This window comes from Reyranella sp. CPCC 100927 (assembly GCF_007859315.1).
In the GTDB taxonomy this organism is placed as follows: Bacteria; Pseudomonadota; Alphaproteobacteria; order Reyranellales; family Reyranellaceae; genus Vineibacter.
The window spans coordinates 262,026-283,029 of record NZ_VOHA01000002.1; the positions used below are offsets into that span (position 1 = coordinate 262,026).

At 65.6% G+C, this 21,004-nt stretch carries 22 protein-coding genes and 1 pseudogene; 13 read left to right on the forward strand and 10 right to left on the reverse strand.

The window, feature by feature from the left end:
- Positions 1 to 40 precede the first annotated feature (40 nt).
- The 3 genes from FQU96_RS07360 to FQU96_RS07370 are packed head-to-tail and all read right to left on the reverse strand — an operon-like array spanning position 41 to position 3,109.
- Positions 41 to 1,369 carry a Dyp-type peroxidase gene (locus FQU96_RS07360; RefSeq protein WP_146540222.1) on the reverse strand — a complete coding sequence of 443 codons (1,329 nt, stop codon included), beginning with the start codon at positions 1,367 to 1,369 and terminating at the stop codon, positions 41 to 43.
- A gap of 59 nt (positions 1,370 to 1,428) precedes the next feature.
- Positions 1,429 to 1,968, reverse strand: coding sequence for a hypothetical protein (locus FQU96_RS07365; protein WP_146540223.1), 540 nt, complete (start codon positions 1,966 to 1,968; stop codon positions 1,429 to 1,431).
- 22 nt (positions 1,969 to 1,990) lie between these two features.
- The gene (locus tag FQU96_RS07370) at positions 1,991 to 3,109 is read right to left on the reverse strand and encodes a catalase family protein (protein WP_146540224.1); all 1,119 of its coding nucleotides are present in this window, start codon (positions 3,107 to 3,109) and stop codon (positions 1,991 to 1,993) included.
- Between the two features lie 328 nt (positions 3,110 to 3,437).
- Here FQU96_RS07370 and FQU96_RS07375 point away from each other — a divergent pair, with 328 nt between their 5' ends.
- From FQU96_RS07375 to FQU96_RS07390, 4 genes are all read left to right on the forward strand, one after another.
- Complete coding sequence (locus tag FQU96_RS07375; protein WP_255467895.1) at positions 3,438 to 4,457, forward strand: HlyD family secretion protein; 1,020 nt, start codon at positions 3,438 to 3,440, stop codon at positions 4,455 to 4,457.
- 1 nt (position 4,458) lies between these two features.
- The gene (locus FQU96_RS07380; RefSeq protein WP_146540225.1) at positions 4,459 to 5,664 is read left to right on the forward strand and encodes an ABC transporter permease; all 1,206 of its coding nucleotides are present in this window, start codon (positions 4,459 to 4,461) and stop codon (positions 5,662 to 5,664) included.
- The gene (locus FQU96_RS07385; protein WP_146540226.1) at positions 5,661 to 6,824 is read left to right on the forward strand and encodes an ABC transporter permease; all 1,164 of its coding nucleotides are present in this window, start codon (positions 5,661 to 5,663) and stop codon (positions 6,822 to 6,824) included. Before FQU96_RS07380 ends, FQU96_RS07385 begins: the two co-directional genes overlap by 4 nt.
- A 96-nt stretch (positions 6,825 to 6,920) precedes the next feature.
- Positions 6,921 to 7,562, forward strand: a complete 642-nt coding sequence (locus FQU96_RS07390; protein ID WP_146540227.1) for a helix-turn-helix transcriptional regulator — start codon at positions 6,921 to 6,923, stop codon at positions 7,560 to 7,562.
- 157 nt (positions 7,563 to 7,719) lie between these two features.
- Here FQU96_RS07390 and FQU96_RS07395 read toward each other — a convergent pair whose 3' ends face one another.
- From FQU96_RS07395 to FQU96_RS07410, 4 genes are all read right to left on the reverse strand, one after another.
- The gene (locus FQU96_RS07395; RefSeq protein ID WP_146540228.1) at positions 7,720 to 8,412 is read right to left on the reverse strand and encodes an MOSC domain-containing protein; all 693 of its coding nucleotides are present in this window, start codon (positions 8,410 to 8,412) and stop codon (positions 7,720 to 7,722) included.
- Positions 8,413 to 8,625: 213 nt separating this feature from the next.
- Complete coding sequence (locus tag FQU96_RS07400; protein ID WP_146540229.1) at positions 8,626 to 9,420, reverse strand: aldolase; 795 nt, start codon at positions 9,418 to 9,420, stop codon at positions 8,626 to 8,628.
- 4 nt (positions 9,421 to 9,424) lie between these two features.
- The gene (locus FQU96_RS07405; RefSeq protein WP_146540230.1) at positions 9,425 to 10,078 is read right to left on the reverse strand and encodes a glutathione S-transferase family protein; all 654 of its coding nucleotides are present in this window, start codon (positions 10,076 to 10,078) and stop codon (positions 9,425 to 9,427) included.
- Between the two features lie 22 nt (positions 10,079 to 10,100).
- Positions 10,101 to 11,090: a tripartite tricarboxylate transporter substrate binding protein gene (locus FQU96_RS07410; protein ID WP_218574642.1), complete on the reverse strand. Its 990-nt coding sequence runs from the start codon at positions 11,088 to 11,090 to the stop codon at positions 10,101 to 10,103.
- Between the two features lie 96 nt (positions 11,091 to 11,186).
- Between FQU96_RS07410 and FQU96_RS07415 the strand changes: the two genes are divergently transcribed.
- Positions 11,187 to 11,726 carry a helix-turn-helix domain-containing protein gene (locus FQU96_RS07415; protein WP_146540231.1) on the forward strand — a complete coding sequence of 180 codons (540 nt, stop codon included), beginning with the start codon at positions 11,187 to 11,189 and terminating at the stop codon, positions 11,724 to 11,726.
- A 135-nt stretch (positions 11,727 to 11,861) separates the two neighbouring features.
- Complete coding sequence (locus FQU96_RS07420) at positions 11,862 to 12,893, forward strand: hypothetical protein (protein ID WP_146540232.1); 1,032 nt, start codon at positions 11,862 to 11,864, stop codon at positions 12,891 to 12,893.
- Positions 12,894 to 12,987: 94 nt separating this feature from the next.
- Here the strand turns inward: FQU96_RS07420 and ykgO are convergent, their stop codons facing one another.
- Positions 12,988 to 13,113 (reverse strand): type B 50S ribosomal protein L36, encoded by a 126-nt coding sequence (gene ykgO, locus FQU96_RS07425; protein ID WP_146540233.1) that lies wholly within the window; start codon positions 13,111 to 13,113, stop codon positions 12,988 to 12,990.
- 374 nt (positions 13,114 to 13,487) lie between these two features.
- On the opposite strand from ykgO, the gene pqqA reads away from it, so the two are divergent.
- The 5 genes and pseudogenes from pqqA to FQU96_RS07455 all read left to right on the forward strand — a co-directional run bounded on the left by pqqA (position 13,488) and on the right by FQU96_RS07455 (position 17,346).
- Positions 13,488 to 13,571 carry a pyrroloquinoline quinone precursor peptide PqqA gene (pqqA, locus tag FQU96_RS07430; RefSeq protein ID WP_146540664.1) on the forward strand — a complete coding sequence of 28 codons (84 nt, stop codon included), beginning with the start codon at positions 13,488 to 13,490 and terminating at the stop codon, positions 13,569 to 13,571.
- A gap of 21 nt (positions 13,572 to 13,592) precedes the next feature.
- A complete protein-coding gene (gene pqqB / locus FQU96_RS07435) occupies positions 13,593 to 14,501 on the forward strand; it encodes a pyrroloquinoline quinone biosynthesis protein PqqB (RefSeq protein ID WP_146540234.1) in 909 nt (302 codons plus the stop codon).
- A pseudogene (pqqC, locus tag FQU96_RS07440) lies at positions 14,462 to 15,522 on the forward strand (pyrroloquinoline-quinone synthase PqqC). The gene pqqB and the pseudogene pqqC overlap by 40 nt, the downstream one beginning before the upstream one ends.
- Entirely contained in the window at positions 15,506 to 16,621 is a 1,116-nt protein-coding gene (gene pqqE, locus FQU96_RS07450; RefSeq protein WP_146540237.1) for a pyrroloquinoline quinone biosynthesis protein PqqE, read from the forward strand. The pseudogene pqqC and the gene pqqE overlap by 17 nt, the downstream one beginning before the upstream one ends.
- Positions 16,622 to 16,770: 149 nt before the next feature.
- Complete coding sequence (locus FQU96_RS07455) at positions 16,771 to 17,346, forward strand: PA14 domain-containing protein (protein ID WP_146540238.1); 576 nt, start codon at positions 16,771 to 16,773, stop codon at positions 17,344 to 17,346.
- A 100-nt stretch (positions 17,347 to 17,446) separates the two neighbouring features.
- On the opposite strand, the gene FQU96_RS07460 is transcribed toward FQU96_RS07455, so the two are convergent.
- A complete protein-coding gene (locus FQU96_RS07460; protein WP_178130369.1) occupies positions 17,447 to 18,136 on the reverse strand; it encodes a TetR/AcrR family transcriptional regulator in 690 nt (229 codons plus the stop codon).
- 102 nt (positions 18,137 to 18,238) lie between these two features.
- Positions 18,239 to 19,306 (reverse strand): phosphotransferase, encoded by a 1,068-nt coding sequence (locus tag FQU96_RS07465; RefSeq protein ID WP_146540240.1) that lies wholly within the window; start codon positions 19,304 to 19,306, stop codon positions 18,239 to 18,241.
- A gap of 155 nt (positions 19,307 to 19,461) precedes the next feature.
- Between FQU96_RS07465 and FQU96_RS07470 the strand changes: the two genes are divergently transcribed.
- Complete coding sequence (locus FQU96_RS07470) at positions 19,462 to 20,280, forward strand: hypothetical protein (protein WP_146540241.1); 819 nt, start codon at positions 19,462 to 19,464, stop codon at positions 20,278 to 20,280.
- Positions 20,281 to 20,461: 181 nt separating this feature from the next.
- Positions 20,462 to 21,004: a tripartite tricarboxylate transporter TctB family protein gene (locus FQU96_RS07475; protein ID WP_146540242.1), complete on the forward strand. Its 543-nt coding sequence runs from the start codon at positions 20,462 to 20,464 to the stop codon at positions 21,002 to 21,004.

Below are 21,004 nucleotides of genomic sequence, written 5' to 3' on the forward strand. Positions count from 1 at the left end.
ATCCGCCCGGCATCCCGAGGGCCGGGTTACATCCCATGGTTCAGTATTGTCCGCGAGACAGCCACTGCAGCGCCGATATGCTTGGCAGGAAGCAGTATTCGCCGCCGCGCACCGTCACAAAGCGCGGAAGCCCCGTCAGGCGTCTGCGAATGGGGCGCGCGGGTATCGTGTGGGTGCCGTGCCCGTTGTTGGGACCGACGAGCGGGTCAACCTCCTCACCGAGCCCAACGAAGTCGCCGTTGTTGATCCAGGCCTGTTGAATGAATTCGAACTGCCGTATGAGGCTCGCGCCCATGAAGATGAAGACGATGCCCCGGTCGACACCGTCGTCTTGCACTTGATCGGCCGGCAACTCCGGGCCGTAAGCCGAGCCGCGCCGGATCAGGCGATGGCGGTTGACGTTGACGATCGATCCCGTCAGCCCGTCGCGCGGGTTGCAGCGCCGGATGTGCGATCCCAACGGACACTTCAAGCCGCGTGGATCATCCTCGTAATAGCGGAAGTCGTTGTTCCGCAGTGGATCGGCACCCAGCGCCGGATCATCTTTCTCCGGAGACAGCGACAGCGGCGCGCCGCTGCGCCACCGGCCGACCATCTTGGCGGCCAGCAGTTCTTCGTCATCCTTGTCACGCGCGTTCGCCTGCAGATAGCGCCTGAACGCCCCGACATCACAGTACATCTGCCGGAATGCGAGAAAGGCGCCGTTTTTGCCGAGGACCTCAGGCTGCGGCATCGGCGCGACCGAACCGGTTTCGTCCGGGTAGCCGAGGATGAATTCTCCGGGCATGACGGGGTCCTGTCCCGGGAGCGGCTCGACTTCACTGCCGATGATCGAAACACTGCCAATGCCGTCACGGAACCCGAAATGCTCGCGGCCCGTGCTCGGAACGCCCACATCGATCCTGTAGATCGGCTCGACGCCCGGAATGCCCTCGTAGGCGGACATGGCGATGCGGATGGGCTCGGCCAGGTCGGCTTCGCTGCCGGCGCTGATCACCACGCCGATGTGCACATCGTTGCTGCCGAGTGGCCGCACCCAATGCTCCGGCGCACTCTCACCGGTGTCGCCGAGAATCTCGGCGCGCGCCGCCATGCCGGCACGAAATTCTTCGGGGAAGCTGTTCAGGATCCGATCGGGGATGCCGAGCGCCTTGAACCCCTGCCAGGTGAACACGAGATTGACCGTATAAGGCTTCGGCGCGTCCCAGTTCGCCGCCGAGGTGACGTGCGGGAGGATCCGCTCGACCATGCGCCGGGCACCCGCACCATTCGTCACTCTGTAGAGGATGTACCGGCCACAGTAGCGCTCCGGGCGGCGGCGCAGGACAGTTCCCTGAATGTCCTCGAAGGCCAACGTCGGAGAGACCATCACGCACCCCCCACATCCGCCCGACGGCGACAGCCGGTCGGGATCGGTGCCGCTACAACTCAGTCCTGGACCGCATCGAGCAGCGCGTTGAACGACTTCAAGGCGCGCTGACCGCGCCCGATGTCGCGGACGGTGGCATCATCGTTCTGCACGTACCAGAGGTCGGCCTGAACCTGATGCTTGGCGATGTATTCAAGGGCATCGGGGTGCGCGAGACCCGGATATCCCTCCGCAACGCCCAGGAACATGTGGTCGATCCAGGGCGTGGCAAACTTGATCACGTCCAGGACGTAGGGCTTGAATTCGTCGCTGTACGTGGCCGCGAACAGGATCTGCCTGCCCTCGTTGATGAGGCAGACACGGAGATCATGGACGGTGCCGAGTTTACCTTCCCAGAACCGGCATTCCTCCTGGGCCTGGCCAATCCGCTGACGGAAGACATCGGCGCCGCCCGCCTTGACCGGCGCCACGAGCGTGAACTCCGACGTCTTGCCCATGCGCAGGCCGACACCATCGGTTTGCTGGCGCACGGGATGGATTGTCTTTTCGATTTCCGCCGCAGCGACGTCCGGCGCGATGTAACGCTTGTCTTTGGCCACGTGGAGCTCCGCTTGTGAAAGATCAACGGAACAGGTCATCCGGGGTTCGCGGCTCTTGACGCTTCACCCGGTTGACGTTGTGCCGGTGGATCGAGGACTGCCTGTAAACTTCCTTGCGAAGCCGCTGCAGGCTGCCGACCGGGTGGTGCAGCTTCGGGCAACGCCAAGGAGTCAAAGAGATGCCTTCGGCAGCGCGCAGGTTGCTGTCGTCACCAATGTCCTGGCGCGGCAGCCGCAGCTTGGCGACGGTCACGAATGGCGAGGCCTTCTCCGGCCACTCCACCGTCAGGTCTTCGAACGGCATGGTCGTCAGGTCGGTACACAGCTGAACCTGAAAGTCGAATTCGCAGGCGCGCTCGGCGATTTCCGTGACCAGTGCAGGACGAAACACTTCTTTCGCCGAGGCGGGATCCAGCATGCGCCGCTTGATCGCTGCCGCCGTTTCCGCTGTCGGCCGGATGCGAAGCTTCGCGATGTAGTCGCCGTGCCTGACAGCCCCCATGGACCAGAAACTCGACAACAGCAGGTTTTGCCATACCGCGCCGCCACCCAGCCGCAGGAACGCACCGAGTTCATCCCAAGCCCAGTCAGCCGGCGCCAGGTTGCCGAAACCAGTCACCCAGTCATGAAACATCTGATTGCGGCCATCTTTACCCCGGGCATGGTATTTCGGCAGGTCGACGAAGATCTTTTCCAGGAAGACGTACTTCTGCACCGTATTGCAGAAGAAGATCGGGCCATTGATCATGTTGAAATCCATGGTCCGGCTGTGCCGCTCGTCATCGAGCTCCATCGGTCCATCGATATCGAACAGCTTGACCGCCATGCCCACCACGGGACCAAGCGTGTCGTCCGCGCCAAGATGGGCAAGCCCGTTCGAATAGCGAACGACCGCGGCGTGCGGGCCGGGCCGGGCATAGACACCCTGCGCGTACTCCGACGGCACGCCCGGAAGAATTTCGAAGGTCGCCCGCAACAGGCCATACGCCTTGGCGTGCGCGAAACGCACGGCGGTATTGGCGCCTTCGGCGGCAACCGATTCCGATTCGTACTTCTTGATGCGATCGACAATGATTTGCTGATTGGTCTCGAAATTCTCCTCCGGCTGCTCAAGCCCGGCATGATATCGAACAAAGACCATCGAGCTTCTCTCCCCGCTGGAGTCGATGTGCCATCCAGAGATGAACGGCTGGATTCAAACCAACTTTTGGTCGATTCTCGATTGCCTCCACATCTCAATCATTAGATATCTTATTATTAACTTTCAGAGTCCTATCAAAAACATTTCCACATCACAATCTGAATCATTTGACTTCTAAGTAAATAGCAATACGCACCCGCCGAAGACGAAGCCTGCAGAGCAAAATGTCACTGCCGCATCGTATGAACACACGCCCCGCGTTTCCGCCGCGCGTTTGTTTTGGCTTCCATTAGGGATCGAACGGATACATAGTCTTTGCAGTGACGGCATGAAGATCAGTGAGGTGCTCTTGCTCGGTGACTTGAAGAAATCGTCACTTCTGCGCCCCCTCATCGGCTTCGCGGCTCTGCTGGCACTCGGTGTCGTTCTGTGGTTCGCCACGCGCCCGCCGCCGCTGACGATCCAAGGCGAGGTCACCGCCAACCGCGTGGATATCAGCGCCCGCGTCCCTGGCCGCATCACCAAGCTCAATGTCGATGCCGGCGACGACGTCAAAACCGGTGCCGTGCTCGCCGAGCTTGAAAGCCCGCAGCTGGCAGCGGGCCTCATCGCCGCGAAAGCAGCCCTCGACGTCGCCCGCGCGGATTTCGCCCGCGTCAGCAGCACCCGGCCGGAAATCATCGATGCCCGCAAGGCCGACCTGGCGGTCGCCGAGGCGGATGTCGTGCTCTACACGGCCATCTACCAGCGGCAGGCGGAACTGGTGAAAAGCGGCAACACGCCTCAGCAGCGCGTCGACGAGGCAACCCGCAACCTCTCTGCCGCCATCCGGAAGAAAGAGGCCGCCGAAGCCTCCCTGGCCCTGGCGGAGAAGGGCGCCAGCGACGAAGAAAAGGCGCTCGCCGCGGCGCAAGTAAAGCAAGCCGATGCGATCCTGGGCCAGCGTCAGACCGACGTCCTGGAACTGACCATCCGGGCGCCGATCGCGGGACAGATCACCACGCGCGTCGCCGAACTCGGCGAGAATTTCAGCGCCGGGGCACCGCTCTACGCGCTGGTCGACCTGAACGACCTGTGGTTCACCTTCAACATACGCGAGGATCTTCTGGCCGGGCTCAAGGTGGGCGACCGTTTTGACGTCACCATTCCGGCCCTGGGCTCCAAGACGATCGGTGTGCGCGTCACCATGATCAACGTGCAGGGTCAGTTCGCGACCTGGCGCGCGACACGGGCGACGGGCGATTTCGACTTGCGCACGTTTGAAGTGAGGGTGAAGCCCGAACAGGCGGTCGACCGCCTCCGTCCCGGCATGAGCGTGATTGCCGCCTGGCGGCGCCCAGCGCCCTGACATGCGCGGGTATGGCGCCGTAAAGCGAGGCTTCTGGCTTGTCTTCTGGCGGGAGTTCACTTGGCTGCGGCGGCGGCCGTTCCTGCTGTGCCTGACGACCATCGTGCCCCTGATCATCATGGCCGTGCTGATCCTGGTGTTCAGCGCCGGACTGGCAACCCGCCTGCCGATCGCGGTGCTGGATCTCGATGCCAGCGACCTGTCCCGCCAGATCGTCCGGACCGTCAACGCCACCCCCGACACGGCCGTGGCCGACCATGTGACAGACCTCGCGGCGGGCAAGCGGATGATCCTGTCCGGCAGGATCCACGGCCTGCTCATGTTGCCCAAGAACCTGGAGCGTGACGTCCTGGCCGGCCGCAGACCGGAGGTGGTGTTCTTCTACAACAACCAGTTCATGACGACCGGCGGCCTGACGTTGCGCGGCGTCAATGCCGCCGTTCCCGCCGTCGAGGGCGCTGTCCGTGTTTCGTTGCGCACCAGCCGCGGCATCGAGGCCGTCATGGCGCAGCAGGCCATCACGCCGATTCCCATCCACAGCAACACGCTGTTCAACCCGACGCTCAACTACGCGCACTTCCTGCTGGCGGCGCTGCTGCCCGCCATCCTGCAGGTCGTCATCATCGTCTCTTCGGCCTATGCGGTGGGACTCGATACGGAACACAGGCATCGCCTGCGCATCCTGCGCCGGCTGGGCAATGGCCTGTGGCCGGCCATGTTCGGCAAGCTGCTCCCCTACACGCTGCTGTTCCTGGCCGTCCTGGGCACGGCGGACGCCGTCCTGTTCGGGGTCCTGGATCTGCCGCTACGGGGCAGTCCTCTTCTCCTCGTGGCGTCGACGTTCATCTTCATCCTGACGTGCCAGTTTCTCGGCCTGCTGCTGGCGCTGCTGATAAAGCCCGTCGCCAGCGCCATCAGCGTCGCGACAATCCTGGCAGCGCCCGCTTTCGGCTTCATGGGCATCGGCTTTCCCCGCGTGGGCATGAACCTGTTCGCCTACTGGTGGGGCGCGGCGCTGCCGGGCACCTGGTACCTCTCGGCCCGTATCGACCAGACGCTCAGGGGCACGCCGTCCGAGCTCGCACTTCACCCGATGCTGGTCCTGGCCGCCTTTGCCATCGGGCTGGCGCTGCTCGCGGCGCTGCGGCTGAACATCATCCGCAAGCGCGCCGACGCGGCGGCGGCGAAACCAAGGACGGCGACATGAGCGGGATCGCCATCGCCTTCCGCCGCGAACTCAAGCGCATCTTCTCGATGAAGGAAGTGCTGTCGACCATCTTCGCCGCCGCGCTCATATACTCGCTCTACTACCCGCAACCCTACGTCAACGAGGCCCTGCGCGATATTCCAATCGCCCTGGTCGACCTCGACGGCACGACGGCCAGCCGCGAACTGGCACGCCGCATCGACGCCTCTCCCGATGTGGCGGTCGCCATGGTCCTTCCCGATCTGCCGACGGCGCAGCGCCAGGTCTACGAGCGCACGATCTCCGGCATCGTGGTCATTCCGCGCTATTTCGAACGCGAGCTGCTGCATGGCCGGGCATCGCCCATCCTGCAGTACACGGATGCCAGCTATTTCCTGGTCAACCAGCGTGTCGCCGCCGGCATCTCGGGCACGGCGCGCGCTTTCGGGGTCGAGGTGGAAGAGGCCCGTCTCGTCGCCTTGCAGGTCGATCCGCCGACGGCCGCTGCCGTCACCAGCCCGCTGCCGTTCACCGCCATTCCCCTGTTCAACCCGGCCGGCGGCTACGCCACGTACCTGCTGCCCGGGGCGTTCCTGCTGATCCTGCAGCAGACCCTGCTGGTCGCCGTCTGCCTGCTGGCGGTGACAGCGCGAAGAACGCGCTTGGAGCCGGCGACCGGTCCGGTGGCGACGGTTCTCGGCAACCTGCTCGCCTATCTCGCGGTCGAGGCGATCGTCGTGCCGATCTACCTGATCGTGACTCCCTACTTCTACGGCGTTCCCCGGCTGGGGTCGCTCGCCGATATCCTGGTCGCGGCCATCCCGTTCGTGCTTGCCGTCAGCGCCATGGGCATGGTCATCGGCTCGCTGTTCCGTTCGCCGCTCTCGGTGCAGCTCGTCGCGGCGGCCATCGGCATGCCGTTCTTTTTTCTCTCCGGGTTCTCCTGGCCGACCGAGGCGATTCCGCCGGCGCTGCACGCCGTGTCGATGTTGGTCCCCAGCACGTTCGCGGTCACCGGACTGACCATGGTCGCCCAGATGGGCGCCTCCATCGCCGAGATCAACCTTCAGTTCCTCGGCCTGTGGGCGCTCGCCATCGGCTACGTCCTGCTGGCGATTGCCCTGGAGTGGCGACGGCAGCGCCGGAACCAACCATCGACCGGGCAGATCTCCACCGCCTGACCGCAGCGATGTGACTTTCGGCACTAGTCGCGCCTCGGTACGTCGATTACAGTGATGAGCGTTCATTCATTTTATTAAGCGTAAAGGGTGACGCTCATGGACCAGGTGCACCACACGGCGGGCCGCGCTCAGGGTCCGATGGCCGCGGCGTTACGGCTGAGCGACAAGTCGGCGGTCGATGAGTCGGGCGCCGGCGCAATGTTCGTCATCGATGGGCAGCGCCGCATCCTGTTCGGCAACGACCGGGCGCTCGAGATGCTGCAGTCGATGGCCATCGTGTACGCCTGCAGCGACCGGCTCACCTTCAGCGACGAAGCGCGCGATGCTGCGTTCGCCAGCCACCTGCGCCAGATCGCACTGGGCCGCATCCGCGAGGTGAGCTTGGCCGCCGCGGACGAGCGCTATGCGGTGTCGATCGTTGCGATGACTTCGCCCACGCTGGCGGACGGTGCGACCCCCGCCCCGCCGCGCGTGCTCACGATCCGGTTCGAAACGGCGCCCGGCGCCTCGCCGCCGATCGCGGCCATTGCCGAAGACCATGCCATCACGCCGGCGGAAAGCCGCGTGCTGGATCTGGTGTCGCGCGGCCTGAACGCGGTCGAGATCGCCCGCGCCCTGGGCATCGCCGCATCGACCGTGCGGACCCACCTGCAACGCCTGTTCCAGAAAACCCAGACGACGCGCCAGACCGAACTGGTGCGCTTCGTCGCAACGTACGGCGTGCACGCCCGCATGTAGGCAGGCCTCGGCGTCGCTGGTAACCCGCTAGCATCGGCTATCGCTCGAATGTGACTCGGGACTGTCATCCCGAGCGCAGCGAGGGATCTCTTGATGCAGGCGCACCGTGCGTCACTTGCAGAAGATCCCTCGCTGCGCTCGGGATGACAGCCGGGTGCTAGGTCGCCGGCTTCTCCGAGAGCCGTGGAGTCCAATCCTCGACCGCCTGCGTGGCCAGACGTCGTTCGGCGAGAAGGCGCCATCGCTCCGGCAAGTGCGGCAAGGCGATCACGGCGTGGAGTTCGTCACGATTGAGCGTATCGACGTAGAGCAGACGCCACAGCCGGTACAAGGTCCAGTCGGGCGATCGGCGCTCGATCAGATCAAGGCAGTCGTGCGGCCGCACGATGCCCGCCTCGATCACGCGGTAGTACCAGCCGATGCGGCCCGTCTTCTGCACGCGCATCGCCATGTCGGCGACGCCGAAGCGCAGGTTGAGCCGCCAGCAGGGCTGACGCCCCTGCGAGACTTCGATCACCGCATCGCCCAGACGAAAGACATCGCCCAACGCCACCTGCGTTTCGTCCAGGCCGACGGTCGACAGGTTCTCGCCGAATGCGCCCGGCCGCCGCAGCACGGGCGCGTCCGCGATTTCCTGGCGCCAGGCGTCATAGTGGTCGTAGGCATAATGGTGGACCGCCTTCAGCGGGCCGCCATGGTTCTTGCGATCACCCTGGGCGTCGCCCTCGAAACCGTCGCGGCCCAGGCGCACCGGCCCGGCCACGGGCCGCTTGTCGATCCCGCTGGGAACCGCCTTGGCGCCCAGCGGACCGACCGCACCGATGAGCAGGGTGTTGAGTTTGGTGATCATGGATTTCGGAGACTGGCGCGGTTCTTCGTTTGATGGAATCAGCAATTCCTGTCGTCCTGAGCGCAGCGAAGGACCTTGCGGTGTTGGTATTGCCACGATCGGCCCTGACGATCATCAGGGCCGACAGTCTCTGCAGCAGCCACCGCAGGGTCCTTCGCTGCGCTCAGGACGACGGTGGTGGTCCGCAATGCGCTCACCAATGATGCGCGATCTTCAGGCGAGGCAATCGGCGTTGGCTGCCTTCTTGAGCGCGCGGCGGGCATAGTAGGCGAAGCCCACCACACTGCGCTTGGGCGCCAGCAGCCAGTCGTGCGCCTCGCGGCCCAGGGCGGGATCGATGGGCTGCACCGGGCCGGCCGCCGCCGCCAGCAGTTGCAGGCGCGCGGCACGCTCGAAGGCCAGGGCGAGCAGGCAGGTCTCCTCGACGCTGGCACCGGCCACGAGCAGACCGTGGTGCGACAGCAGCACGGCCCGCTTGCTGCCGAGCGCGCCGGAGATCAGCTCGCCCTCCTCGTTGCCGACCGGCACGCCCGGCCACTTCGCGATGAAGGCCACGTCGTCGTAGAGCAGGCAATTGTCCATGTGCGATATCGCCAGCGGCACTTCGAGCATGCCCAGCGCCGCGGTGTGCGGCGCGTGGGTATGGACGATGCAGTTCACATCCGGACGGGCCCGGTACACCCAGGAATGGAACCGGTTGGCCGGATTGGGCATGCCCTCGCCGCGGATAACGGTGAGGTGCTCGTCGACCAACAGCAGGTTGCTGGCGGTGATGTCATCGAAACCCAGCCCGAGCCGCTGAGTCAGGTAGGTCCCGGCCTGCGCCGTGCGCGCCGTGATCTGTCCGGCCAATCCTGAGTCGTGGCCGTTGTCGAACAGGATGCGGCAGGTCAGCGCGATCTTCTGTTCCAGTGTATAGGCGCTGTCCTCGAAGCGATCCTGGATCTGATCCAGCGAGCGGCGCAGCAGATCCGCCTTGGGCAGAGCGAAGGTATCGGTCGTATCCATGTCGTCACTCCCTGAGTTCGACGGTGGAGAAATTGAGATCGGGGCGGCCCGGAAACAGCGGCTGATAGCCCGGCAGAGCCTCGATCCGCGCCAGCCATGGCGGCAGATGCACGAAGCGCGCGATGTCGATGCCGCCCATCGACGCGAACCGCGTGTAGGGATAGAGCGCCACGTCGGCGATGCTGGGTCGGCCCGCGGTGGCGACCCAGCCATGGGCGCCCTGGCGCGCCAGCTGTCCGTCCAGCACCGCCAGCGCATGCAGCGCCTGGGCGCGGCAACGCACCATGTCATCGTCCTCGGCGCGGCGGTCGCGATGCAGGCTGAGGTGCAGCCGCAACTGTGCCAGCGGGTGCATGTGCTGCGCCTGCTCGAACGACAGCCACGTCAGCACCTGCGCCTGCGCGAACGTCTGTGCCGGCCAGAACGGTGTGCCGCCGGCGAGGTAGTGCAGGATCGCCAGCGACTCGCTGATGGTCCTGCCGTCGTCGAGTTCGAGTACCGGCACCATGCCCAGCGGGTTGCGCATCAGGAACGCCGGATCGCGCAGATCGCCGCGATCGATCGACAGCGTCACCCGCGGCAGGTCGACGCCCACAAGACCGGCCAGAAGGCGCACCTTCCAGGCGTTGCCCGATCGCTGCGTATCGTAGAGGCGCATGGCACAGGTCTCCGCGCGATCATCACTCGAGGCGGATATTCGCGGCCTTGACGACCACCTGCCACTTCTCCGTCTCGCGCCGCACATGCTGTTCGTACGCCGGCACGCCCGCCGGCAGCGGCTCGATGCCCAGTTCCGCCAACCGGGCCACGACATCAGGCCGCGCCAGCACACGCTCCAACGCCGCGGCGAGACGGGCGATCCGGGCCTGAGGCGTTCCGGCCGGCACCAAGATGGCGTTCCACGAGCCGATCTGAAGATCGGGCATGCCCTGCTCCGCGCTGGTCCTGAGATCGGGCGCGGCCGGCATCCGCGCCCGGGTGGTGATCGCCAGCGCGTTGAGATGACCGGCCTTGACCTGCGGCATGACCACGGGGATGGCGTCGCAGACGATCTGCACGTTGCGGCTCACCGCGGCATTGACCGCCTCGGCACCGCTCTTGAACGGGACATGCTCGATGCGGGCCTTGGTGATGAGCTTGAAGAGCTCGATGCCGAGATGGGGCGACGTGCCGTAGCCGGCGGAGCCGAAATTCAGCGTGTCGGGATGGCGACGCGCGTGGTCAACAAGCTCCGACAGGTTGCGGACCTCGGGCAGGCCGGCCACCGCCATCACGTAAGGCGAGTTGCTGACCAGCGACACGGGCACCAGTGCCGCCGGATCATAGGGCAGCTTGGGACTGATCATCTGGTTGACGATCTGCGTGCCGACCGTGCCGAGCAGCAAGGTGTAGCCGTCGGGCGCCGCCTGCGTCACGGCCACCGCGCCGATGCTGCCACCGGCGCCGGCCTTGTTGTCGACGATCACCGACTGCTTCAGTTCCTCGCCCAGGCGCTGGGCGATCAGGCGGCCGACGACATCGGTAATGCCGCCAGCGCCGAACGGCACGACCAGCCGGATCACCCGCGAGGGGTACGCCTCCTCCGCAACCGCCGGCCCTGCCGCCAGGGAGAGGACCATGACGGCGGCAGTCAGTGCACGCGCTGCGAGAGCCTTGATGGCAAGCGACATGGAGCCTCACCGAAAGAGACGATCACGGCTTTCCAACCCGCTGTGGTAATAAAGGATACAAAGCTCGTTTAGTCAACAAGTTTCCTATCGGATACAATGTCAATCAAGCTCAAGCTGCTGCGCGTGCAGGCCGGGCTCACGTTGGAAGCGCTGGCGCAGGCTGCCGACATGACGCGCGGCTATCTCTCCAAGATCGAACGCGGCCTGTCGCGGCCCTCGATCGGCGGCGCGCTCAAGCTGGCCAAGGCGCTGCATGTGCCCGTCGAGGCGCTGTTCGGCGAGCCGGGCGACCAGGATCCGGTGACGATCACGCGGGCGGCGGATGCCCGAACGAACGTCGACCTGCGTGGCTCGCCGCGCGTGGTGGCGGGGACATCACCGGGTCATCGCATGCTGGCGATCGTACTGCGGCCCGGCGAGGTCGAGGCCGGGCAGTCGCCCATGAGCCATCACGACGGCGAAGAGATTCTGTACGTGCTCAAGGGACGCATCGGCCTGCAGCTCGCCGATCGTAAGGAACTACTGGGCCCGGGCGACTGCGCGCACTTCAATTCGACGGTGCCGCACAAGATCACCGCTGTCGACGACACCACGGCCGAGGTGCTGATCGTGATTTCGACCGATCCGGCGGGTTGAGCGGTCTGCACTTTCCCATTGTCACGCGCATGCGCATACTATAGAAGTGATCACTCATTTATAGTATGCCTGGGAAGATCCGGGCGGCGTCGTTGTGTGTCTCACCATGCGTCACCGATCTCAGGATACCGACCCATGAAACTCCTCATCCATGCCAGCGGCTACACCGTGGTCCCGCCGTGGGCCAACGATCGACAGGAAATCAGCTGCACGCTCGACACGAAATGCGGCGGCATCGCCAACTGTCACTGGTCGCCCGCCAATCGCGATTTCGCCGCGGCGGGCGTCCGATCGGGCGGCAGTACCGGCGCCGGCACCGTCAAGGAGCTGCTGGACGTCATCGCCAAGCAGGCGGTCGAGTCGATCGAGGAACTGCGCATCCTGGGCCACGCCAACGACAAGGTGTTTTCGCTGGCCGGCGACGTGAAACGCGACGACGTCTACTTCTCAAACGACCAGGCGTGGATCGGGCCCTTCCCGGCCTTCGAGAGCGCCATCCCACAGTTCAAGGAGCTGCAGGACCGTTTCACCGCCGACGCCAAGATCATACTGATGGGCTGCAACGCCGGCAGCGGCAACACAGACGTCATGAAGGTGGTCAGCCACGCCTTCCTGCGGACGGTCCAGGGTTTCAAGAACAAGATCCATTTCAATTTCGAATGGGGTCCCACGGGTGCCACGGTTCGTGACCGCGGCGGGCAGCCCATCTGTACCGGCATGGCGCCGAATTCCAGCATCCTGCTTCGCGGCCGCATGGCCTATGTCACCGTGAACCTCAACGATCCGCTGGCCGATACCTCCGACAAGCCGCCGCCGATCACCGCGTTCACGACCAATGCGTGGAACCTGCAGCCTGATTCGTCCAACAACGAAGGCGACATCTTCATTGCCGTCCGCCGCACCGACGCCGGATCGGCCGCCACCGAGCTGGCATGGCGGATCATGACGGAATTCTTTCCCGGGCACGCATGGGTGGCCGGCACCGGCATCAACGACAAGTCACCGGGCCTGACGGTCATCAAGGACGGCACGAAGATGATGATCGACATCAAGCCGGCATGGGGCAAGACCACGACACCCGCGACCCTGAAGAAACGCGTGGCCGAGATGCGGCAGGCCCTGGAATTGGTCAAGAACCAGAAAACTGGATCAATCGCAATGACTTAACCGGTCATTCTCAAGTCATAACAAAAGATCGGCGGCGGAGGGAGAGCCTCCGCCGCCGATCTGATTCTGCCCGGTGGCCGACTGTCGGCCGGCCTCAGCCGGCGCGGGCCTTGAAGCGCGGGTTGGTCTTGTTGATGACGTAGACCCGGCCCTTGCGGCGCACGACGCGGCAGGCCTTGTGCCGGGACTTGATGGTCTTGAGCGACGAGCGGATCTTCATGGCCAGGTTTCCAAACAAAAACCCCGGCGGGAGCCGGGGAAATCCGAAGCGGCGCGGAACATAGTGACCACCCCCCGGCGTGTCAACCCTGAGGGCTTCCTCCTCCCCAGCTATGCTGGGGAGGTGCCCCGATACGACGTTTCGATGCCAAGCATCGAAACGTCGGTGGGCGGAGGGGAGCCGACGTGGTCTTCATTACCCCAGCCACGTGGGCTCCCCCTCCGGCCTTCGGCCACCTCCCCCAGCAAAGCTGGGGGAGGGAATTTTGCGTTTGAACGCAATTCTTTAGGCGCCACTTACCCACCGATTGAACTGGGCACGGCATTGCGCCATAGTTGGCTGTTCATGCCATGAGCCGCGGGAGGAGAAAAGCCATGCGCAAGTCTTGGAAGAAGCCGCAGGTCATCGAATTGGCCGTCGGCCTTGAGATCAACAGCTACGCCTGTCCCGAACTCTAAGACAGAGTCGGATGGCACCCGTTGAAAGTCCGGGTGCTTGGCTCCGCAGCCGGCGGCGGCTTCCCGCAATGGAACTGCCGCTGCCCGGTCTGCGCGTTAGCCTGGAACGGTGATCCGCGCGTTACGCCCCGCACCCAATCGTCGGTGGCGATTTCAGCCGATGGCGATCACTGGTTCCTGCTCAACGCCTCTCCTGATCTGAAGCAGCAGATTCTCGCCAACCCGCCGGTGCAGCCGCGCGGACAGGGCCGTCACAGCCCGATTGCGGGCGCCGTGATGACCAACGCCGACGTCGATCACGTCGGCGGCTTGCTGTCGTTGCGCGAGCGCCAGCGCCTGGTGCTGTACGGCACCGAGCGCGTGCTGGCGACCCTGGCCGCCAACCCGATCTTCACCGTGCTGGATGAAAGCATGGTCGAGCGGCGCAGCATGACGCTCGACCAACCGACCGCGTTGCAGCTGCCCGGCGGCCATCCGTCTGGCCTGACCATCGAAGCCTTCGCGGTGCCCGGCAAGCAGGCGCTGTGGCTGGAGGACCAACCCGGCAGCCGCGAGGACACGATCGGCCTGCTGCTGCGCGACACGGACGGTGCGATGCTGGCCTACGTCCCGGCGTGCGCCGCGATCACCGAGGCGGTACGCCGGCGTGTCGCCGGCGCGGCGCTGCTGCTGTTCGACGGCACGCTGTGGCGGGACGACGAGATGATCGCATCCGGCGTCGGCAGCAAGACCGGCGCCCGCATGGGCCATGTCAGCATCGGCGGCGACAATGGCGCATTGGCGGGTTGGCAAGGCGCCGATGTCGGGCGCAAGATCTTCATCCACATCAACAACACCAACCCGGTGCTGATCGACGGCTCCCCCGAACGCAACGCGGTGATCGCGGCCGGTTGGGGAATCGCCGAGGACGGCCAGGAGTTCACGCTGTGACCGCGCCCCTGCTTTCCGCCGCCGAATTCGAGGCCGCGCTGCGCGCCATCGGCGCCGAGCGCTATCACAACCTGCACCCCTTCCATCGCAAACTGCACAACGGCGAGCTCACCAAGGCGCAGGTCCAGGCCTGGGCGTTGAATCGCTACTACTACCAGGCCTGCATTCCGCTGAAGGACGCCGCCCTCATCGCGCGGGCCGACGATCCGGCACTGCGCCGCGAGTGGCGCGCGCGCCTGGTCGATCACGATGGCGAGGTCGAGGGTGACGGCGGCATCGCGCGCTGGCTGAAGCTCACCGAGGGACTGGGACTCGATCCCACCTACGTCGCGTCGACCAAGGGCATCCTGCCGGGCACACGGTTTGCCGTGGAAGCGTACGTGCATTTCGTCGCCGAGCGCTCGCTGCTCGAGGCGGTGGCATCGTGCCTGACCGAGCTGTTCTCGCCCACCATCATCCAGGAACGCGTGAGCGGCATGCTGGCGAACTATCCGTTCGTCAGCCGCCAGACGCTGGCCTATTTCGACAAGCGCCTGACTCAGGCGCCGCGTGATTCCGATTTCGCGCTGGCCTACGTGATCGAGAAGGCGCGCAACCGCGAAGAACAGGAACTGGTGCTCGAGGCGTTGCGCTTCAAATGCGGCGTGCTGTGGTCGCAGCTCGATGCGCTCTACTACGCCTATGTCGCGCCGGGCTACATCCCGCCCGGTGCCTTCGTGCCCGACGCGACATGAGCACGCCGCTGACCGCCGACAGCCGGCCGCGGCTGGTGGTGCATGCGCGGCTGCAGCATGACGCGGTGCGCGACCGCTGGGTGGTGCAGGCACCCGAGCGCCTGTTCGTGCTCGACGAGATCGCCTATGCTGTGGTGAGCCGTTGCGGCAATGGCTTGAGCGTGGCCGAGATCGCCGCCGCCCTGAGTGCCGAGTTCGACGCGCCCGTCGATGAAATCCTGGGCGATGTGCTGGCCCTGCTCCAGGACCTCGCCGACAAGGGAATCGTCCATGACCACCCTGCTTGAGCCGCAGGTCGAGGTGAAGGTCGAGCCGCCGTTGGCGCTGCTGGCCGAGCTGACGCATCGCTGCCCGCTGCGCTGTCCCTATTGCTCCAACCCTCAGGCGCTGGCGGGCCGCAGCGACGAGCTGCCGACCGAAGCCTGGCTTGACGTGCTGGCGCAGGCCGGGCGGCTGGGCATGCTGCAGGTCCACCTCTCCGGCGGCGAGCCGGCGGCACGGCGCGACCTCGAGGCACTGGTGCAGGGCGCGCGCGCAGCCGGGCTGTACACCAACCTGATCACGTCAGGCTTTCTGCTGGACCGCGACCGGCTGGAGCGGCTGAAGCAGGCGGGCCTCGATCACGTCCAGCTGAGCGTGCAGGACAGCGAAGCGACGGGCGCCGACCGCATCGCCGGCCTCGACGGCGCGCACGCACGCAAGCTCGCCATCGCGCCGGTCATCCGCGCCGCCGGCCTGCCGCTAACGCTGAACGTGGTGATCCATCGCCACAACATCGCGCGGGTACCGGATCTGATCGCACTGGCCGTGAGCCTGGATGCGGCGCGCATCGAGGTGGCGCACGCACAGTACTATGGCTGGGGGTTGGATAACCGCGGCGCCCTGATGCCGACGCGGGCTCAGCTCGAAACAGCGACGGCCCAGGTGAGCGAAGCGCGCGAACGGCTGAAGGGCCGCTTGGTGATCGACTACGTGCTGCCCGATTACTATGCGCGCCGGCCTAAGGCCTGCATGGGCGGCTGGGCGCGGCGCTTCATGGTGGTGGCGCCCGACGGGCAGATCCTGCCGTGCCACGCGGCGCCCACCATCCCCGACCTGCCATTCCCCAACGTGCGCGAGACGCGGCTGAACGAGGCCTGGTTCCGCGACCCCGCTTTCGCACGCTTCCGCGGTACCGACTGGATGCGTGAGCCGTGCCGCTCGTGCGATCGGCGCGAGATCGACTGGGGCGGCTGCCGCTGCCAGGCGCTGGCGCTGGCCGGTGCGGCCGACGCCGTCGACCCCGCCTGCGCGCTGTCGCCGCTGCACGAACAGCTGGTGGCGCTGGCCGAGCGCGAATCGGCAACCGACGCACCGGCATTTCGTTATCGCGGCAACAGCGTCTGACGCCGGTCGCACGGCAAGGCTCTTGCATACAATTCTCTCTCGCCGTGAGCGTGTTCAGGGCGACAAAATTTGTGCGCAATTTCCTGCCACCATCGGCTATCTAAATGGTTTTAAGATAGCAACCAACCATCAACGCCCCGGGAGGCAGCATGCACCGCCGTCACGCCATCATCGCGCTCTGTACCCTGCTCGCCGCGCCGCTGAGCGCCGCCGCGCAGACGCCGATTGCCGGCCTGAAGCCGGCCGACCCGCAGCCGACGGCCGACAAGCTGGCGGCCGGCCTGGCGGTCAACTACCACTTCGACTTCACCACCAACATCAGCAAGCTCAACGAAAACGGCAAGACCGTCGGTGCGCCGATCACCCACCTGGAATGGGACATGGGGTCGGGCAAGGTGCTGACCAGCGACAAGGACGATGGCGTGCAGGCGCACATCTTCGGCTTCATCCGCTTCCCGGCACCCGGCACCTATGTGTTCGAAGTGAACTCCAACGACGGCGTGCGGCTGGAGATCGGCGGCAAGAAGATCTGGGAAGATGGCGACGTGCACGCCGATCGCCTGTCGCCGGCGATCCCCGTGGCGGTGCCATCGGCCGGCCTCTATCCGATCAAGATCCTGTATTTCGAGCGGAAGAACACCGCGACACTGGAAGTGTTCTGGGCACTGCCCGGCGGCAAGCGTTCGTCGATCCCCGCCGATGCGATCGTGCATCTGAAGCGCTGATGGCCCCGGGAGCGCGGGCGTCTCGCCCGCTCATCTCCTGGCACCACACGCACAGACGAAAGCAGACTTGTGATGCGGGCGAGACGCCCGCGCTCCCAGGCTACTCCGCTGCAACCGCGTCGTTGGCGCGCGCGCGCGCCGCAAGCGGCGGTGCGCCGACGGTGCGTAACGCCATGTCGGCGTGCAGGTCGGCAACGTCCTCGGCGCGCCAGCCGTCGTGTGTCGAACTGAACCAGTAGGCAACGTCGGTGCACTGGTTGAGGATGGCCATGGCGACGATCTTGACGTCGTCGCGCTCCTTGCGCCGCAGCGCGCGGAACGTGCCGGCGGCATGTCCGCGCTCCAGGATGCGCATGATCATCTCGCGTACGCGTCGACGGCTGGCGCGGATTTCCTGCCGGCGCGGCGCATCGAGCCATTCCCACTCGCGGTTCGCCACCACCGCCTCGACCCGCTTGCGCGTGTGCCGCAGGGTGTAGGCGCGTACGAAGGCATGCAGCTGCGACACCGGCTCGTCACCGACGCCGGCCAACGCCGCAGCCAGCTCGCGCTCCAGTGCCACCTGCGTCGAGCGGATGATGGTGGCGAGCAGTTCTTCCTTCGACGAGAAATGGTTGTAGAGCGCGCCCTGCGTCAGGCCGCAGGCGTGCATGACGTCACGTACCGTCGTGACCTGGAAACCCTGGCGGGCAAACAGGTCGAACGCCGCTGCCTCGATGGCCTCGGCGGGCGGCGTATCACGTGTTTCAGTTAAGCGCACCGCCGTGCGGCGCGAGATCCGGCGTACCACGTCGCTTCCCCGTGCAGGGGCCGTCCCTCGCATGGTCGGCCGGCTGCCTTGTTTGCGCGCAGACTATCCGTTGTGGGGGTCAGGCGCAAACGATGGCAGAGGTCAGCGGGCTCCCAGTTTCTGGGCAATTGTCCAAGCCAACTCGGCGTTGGGGCGCACCAGCTTGCCCGATTCGCCGGCCAGCCGGTTGGCGGCCGTGCCGTCGAGCGAGCGGGCGTAGACACCCTGTCGGATGCAGGCCACCCGGAAGAGGTTATACGCCATGTAATATTCCCAGTTCGCCGGGATCGAGCGGCCGGTGCGTTCGCAGTACCAGCGCAACATCGCCTGTTCGTCCGGTACGCCCAGGGCGCCGAGGTCGATGTCGCCGATGCCGCCCTGCGCCTCGGGCACGCGGTACATCATGCAGAGGTACGATAATTCGGCCAGCGGATCGCCCAGGGTCGAGATCTCCCAGTCGATCACCGCCAGCACCCGCGGCTCGCTCTTGTGGAAGATCATGTTGTCCAGGCGGTAGTCACCGTGAACGATGGTGGTGTCGTCGGCCGGCGGCGCATTGGCCGGCAGCCAGTCCAGCAGCTTGTCCATGGCCGGGATGGCCTCGGTTTCCGACGCCTTGTACTGCTTGCCCCAGCGCGAGATCTGGCGCGCGACGTAGCTGCCGGGCCGACCGAAATCGGCCAGATCAAGCGCCTGCCAGTCAGCCTTGTGCAGGCGCGCCAAGGTGTCGACCTTGGCTTCATAGATGCGCGCGCGCATCGCCTGCGGCACATCCGGCAGCAGCGGATCCCACAGCACGCGGCCGTCGCAGAATTCCATGATGTAGAACGCCGTGCCCACCACGCTGTCGTCCTCGCACAGCGCATAGGCGCGTGGCGTCGGCACGTCGGTGCGGTTGAGCGCGGCGATCACGCGGAACTCGCGATCGACGGCATGTGCCGACGGCAGCAGCTTGCCCGGCGGCTTGCGCCGCAGCACGTACTGGCGGCCGCCGCCGTCGATCAGTTTGTAGGTCGGATTGGACTGCCCGCCGCGGAACTGCTCGACGGTGAGCGGCGCGGTGAAACCCTCGACCTGCGCAGCCATGTAGCGCTCGAGTGCAGCCGTGTCGAAACGGTGCCGGTCCTGTACTGCCATCGTGCCGACGAAGTCGGCGCCGCGCTTGGCCATCGTTGCTGTCCCTGGGTGAGCTTCAATCGGGGTAGAGTTTGCGTCGCCGCATCACCACATGCAATCATCCGCCGCGCGTCATTGGATAGCGGCACCAACGGAATCGGATCGCGGGGCGGAATGTCCGGCGACTCAATCGATCGACGGAGTGATGCGTGCGATTGCAGGGGCGGCCCGATCTGCGGCCGATCATTTTCGCGGTGTTGGCCGTGACGTTCGGCATCTGGTCGCTGGTGATGCTGGCGCCGCTCAGTGCCGGCACGTTGCAGCGCGTCGGCCCCGCCATGGTGCCGCGCTTTTGCGCGATCGCCCTCATCGTCATCGGGTTGCTGATCGCGGCGCGCGCCGCAACCGGTATCGCGGTGGTGCCGCCGCGGTTGTTGCCCGGCCCCCTGCGTTTCGCCTTGGCGTTTTTGCTGGCGCTGATCCTGCTGGTGCCCAACATCGCCATGCTGGCCCCCGACGTGCCGCCCATCGCCTTCCTCGCCAGCGGGCTGGAGCAATTCATGCTGATGGCGGGCCCGGGCGACATCCTGGCGTTGATCTGGCTGCGCTGGACGCTGGCGATCCTGATCGGCGTGGTGCTGGCGGGCGACGGTCTGCTGACCGGGCTGGCCTCCATGCTGATCGGCTGCCTGTTGGGACTCGCGGGCGAAGACGTCAACAGCGGCGCCGTCCGCCTGCCGCAGATCGCGGCGCTGCTGGAGGCGCATGGCTTCATCATCGAGATCGCCGTCGTGGTGGTGATGATCCTGTGCCGGGTCAATCCGCTGCCGGCGGCTTTCGCCTATATCAGTGCCCCGATTGCGGCGGAGCAGTTCCTCAGGGTCATGCTGCTGAGCCGCGGCGCGATGCTGCCGGCCATGGAACGGCCGATCGCGCTCACCCTGCTCGCGGCCATCGTCGTCATCGCCGCGGCCTTGCTGTGGTATCGCTGGCCATGGCGAGCCCGTGCCGCGTGGCTGCACACCTGATCAAAACATGGCGATTGAGCATTCAGATCTGACAGAGGCCTGACGCAGCCGTCATGAATGTGGCAATTTCATCCTTGGGCAAGCGCGCGATTTCCTGTTATCTGCCCACTCGTTGTCGCGTCAGCGTCGAGTCAGTCAAATGACGAACGGGAGCGGCTAAGCTCCGTCCAGGGAGGCGTTTTTGAACCGGTTCCTGACCAAGGATTTCCTGGCCGGGTTGATGTTCGTCGGGTTTGGTGGCCTGGCCTACATCGCGGCCTTCACTGACTTGTCCAGATACTTCGGCCAGTCGAAACTGGCGCTGGGCACCGCGGTCCGCATGGGACCGGGCTTCGTGCCTCAGATGCTGGCGTTCATCATGATGGCGCTGGGTGCCATCATCGCGATCAGCGCCGTGGTCACGGGCAGCGAACGCATCGAAGGCGGCAAGTGGAAGCCGATCGTCATGGTCACCCTGGGCGTGGTGGCCTTCGCTGTCCTGTTCGATCCGGGCAACGTACCGGCGATCGTATCGTGGTTCGTCCCCGGCCTGGCGCGCTGGGAAAACCCGGTGTCCGGCCTGCTGCCGGCTCTGATTGCGCTGGTCTTCCTGGCCGCGGCGGGCGGCGATGAGTTCAAGTGGGGTGAAACCGCCATCATGTGCGTGGCGCTGGCTGTCCTCTGCTTCGTGATCTTCAAGTGGGGCCTGTCGATGAACATCGCCATGCTCAACGGGGTGTGGTGA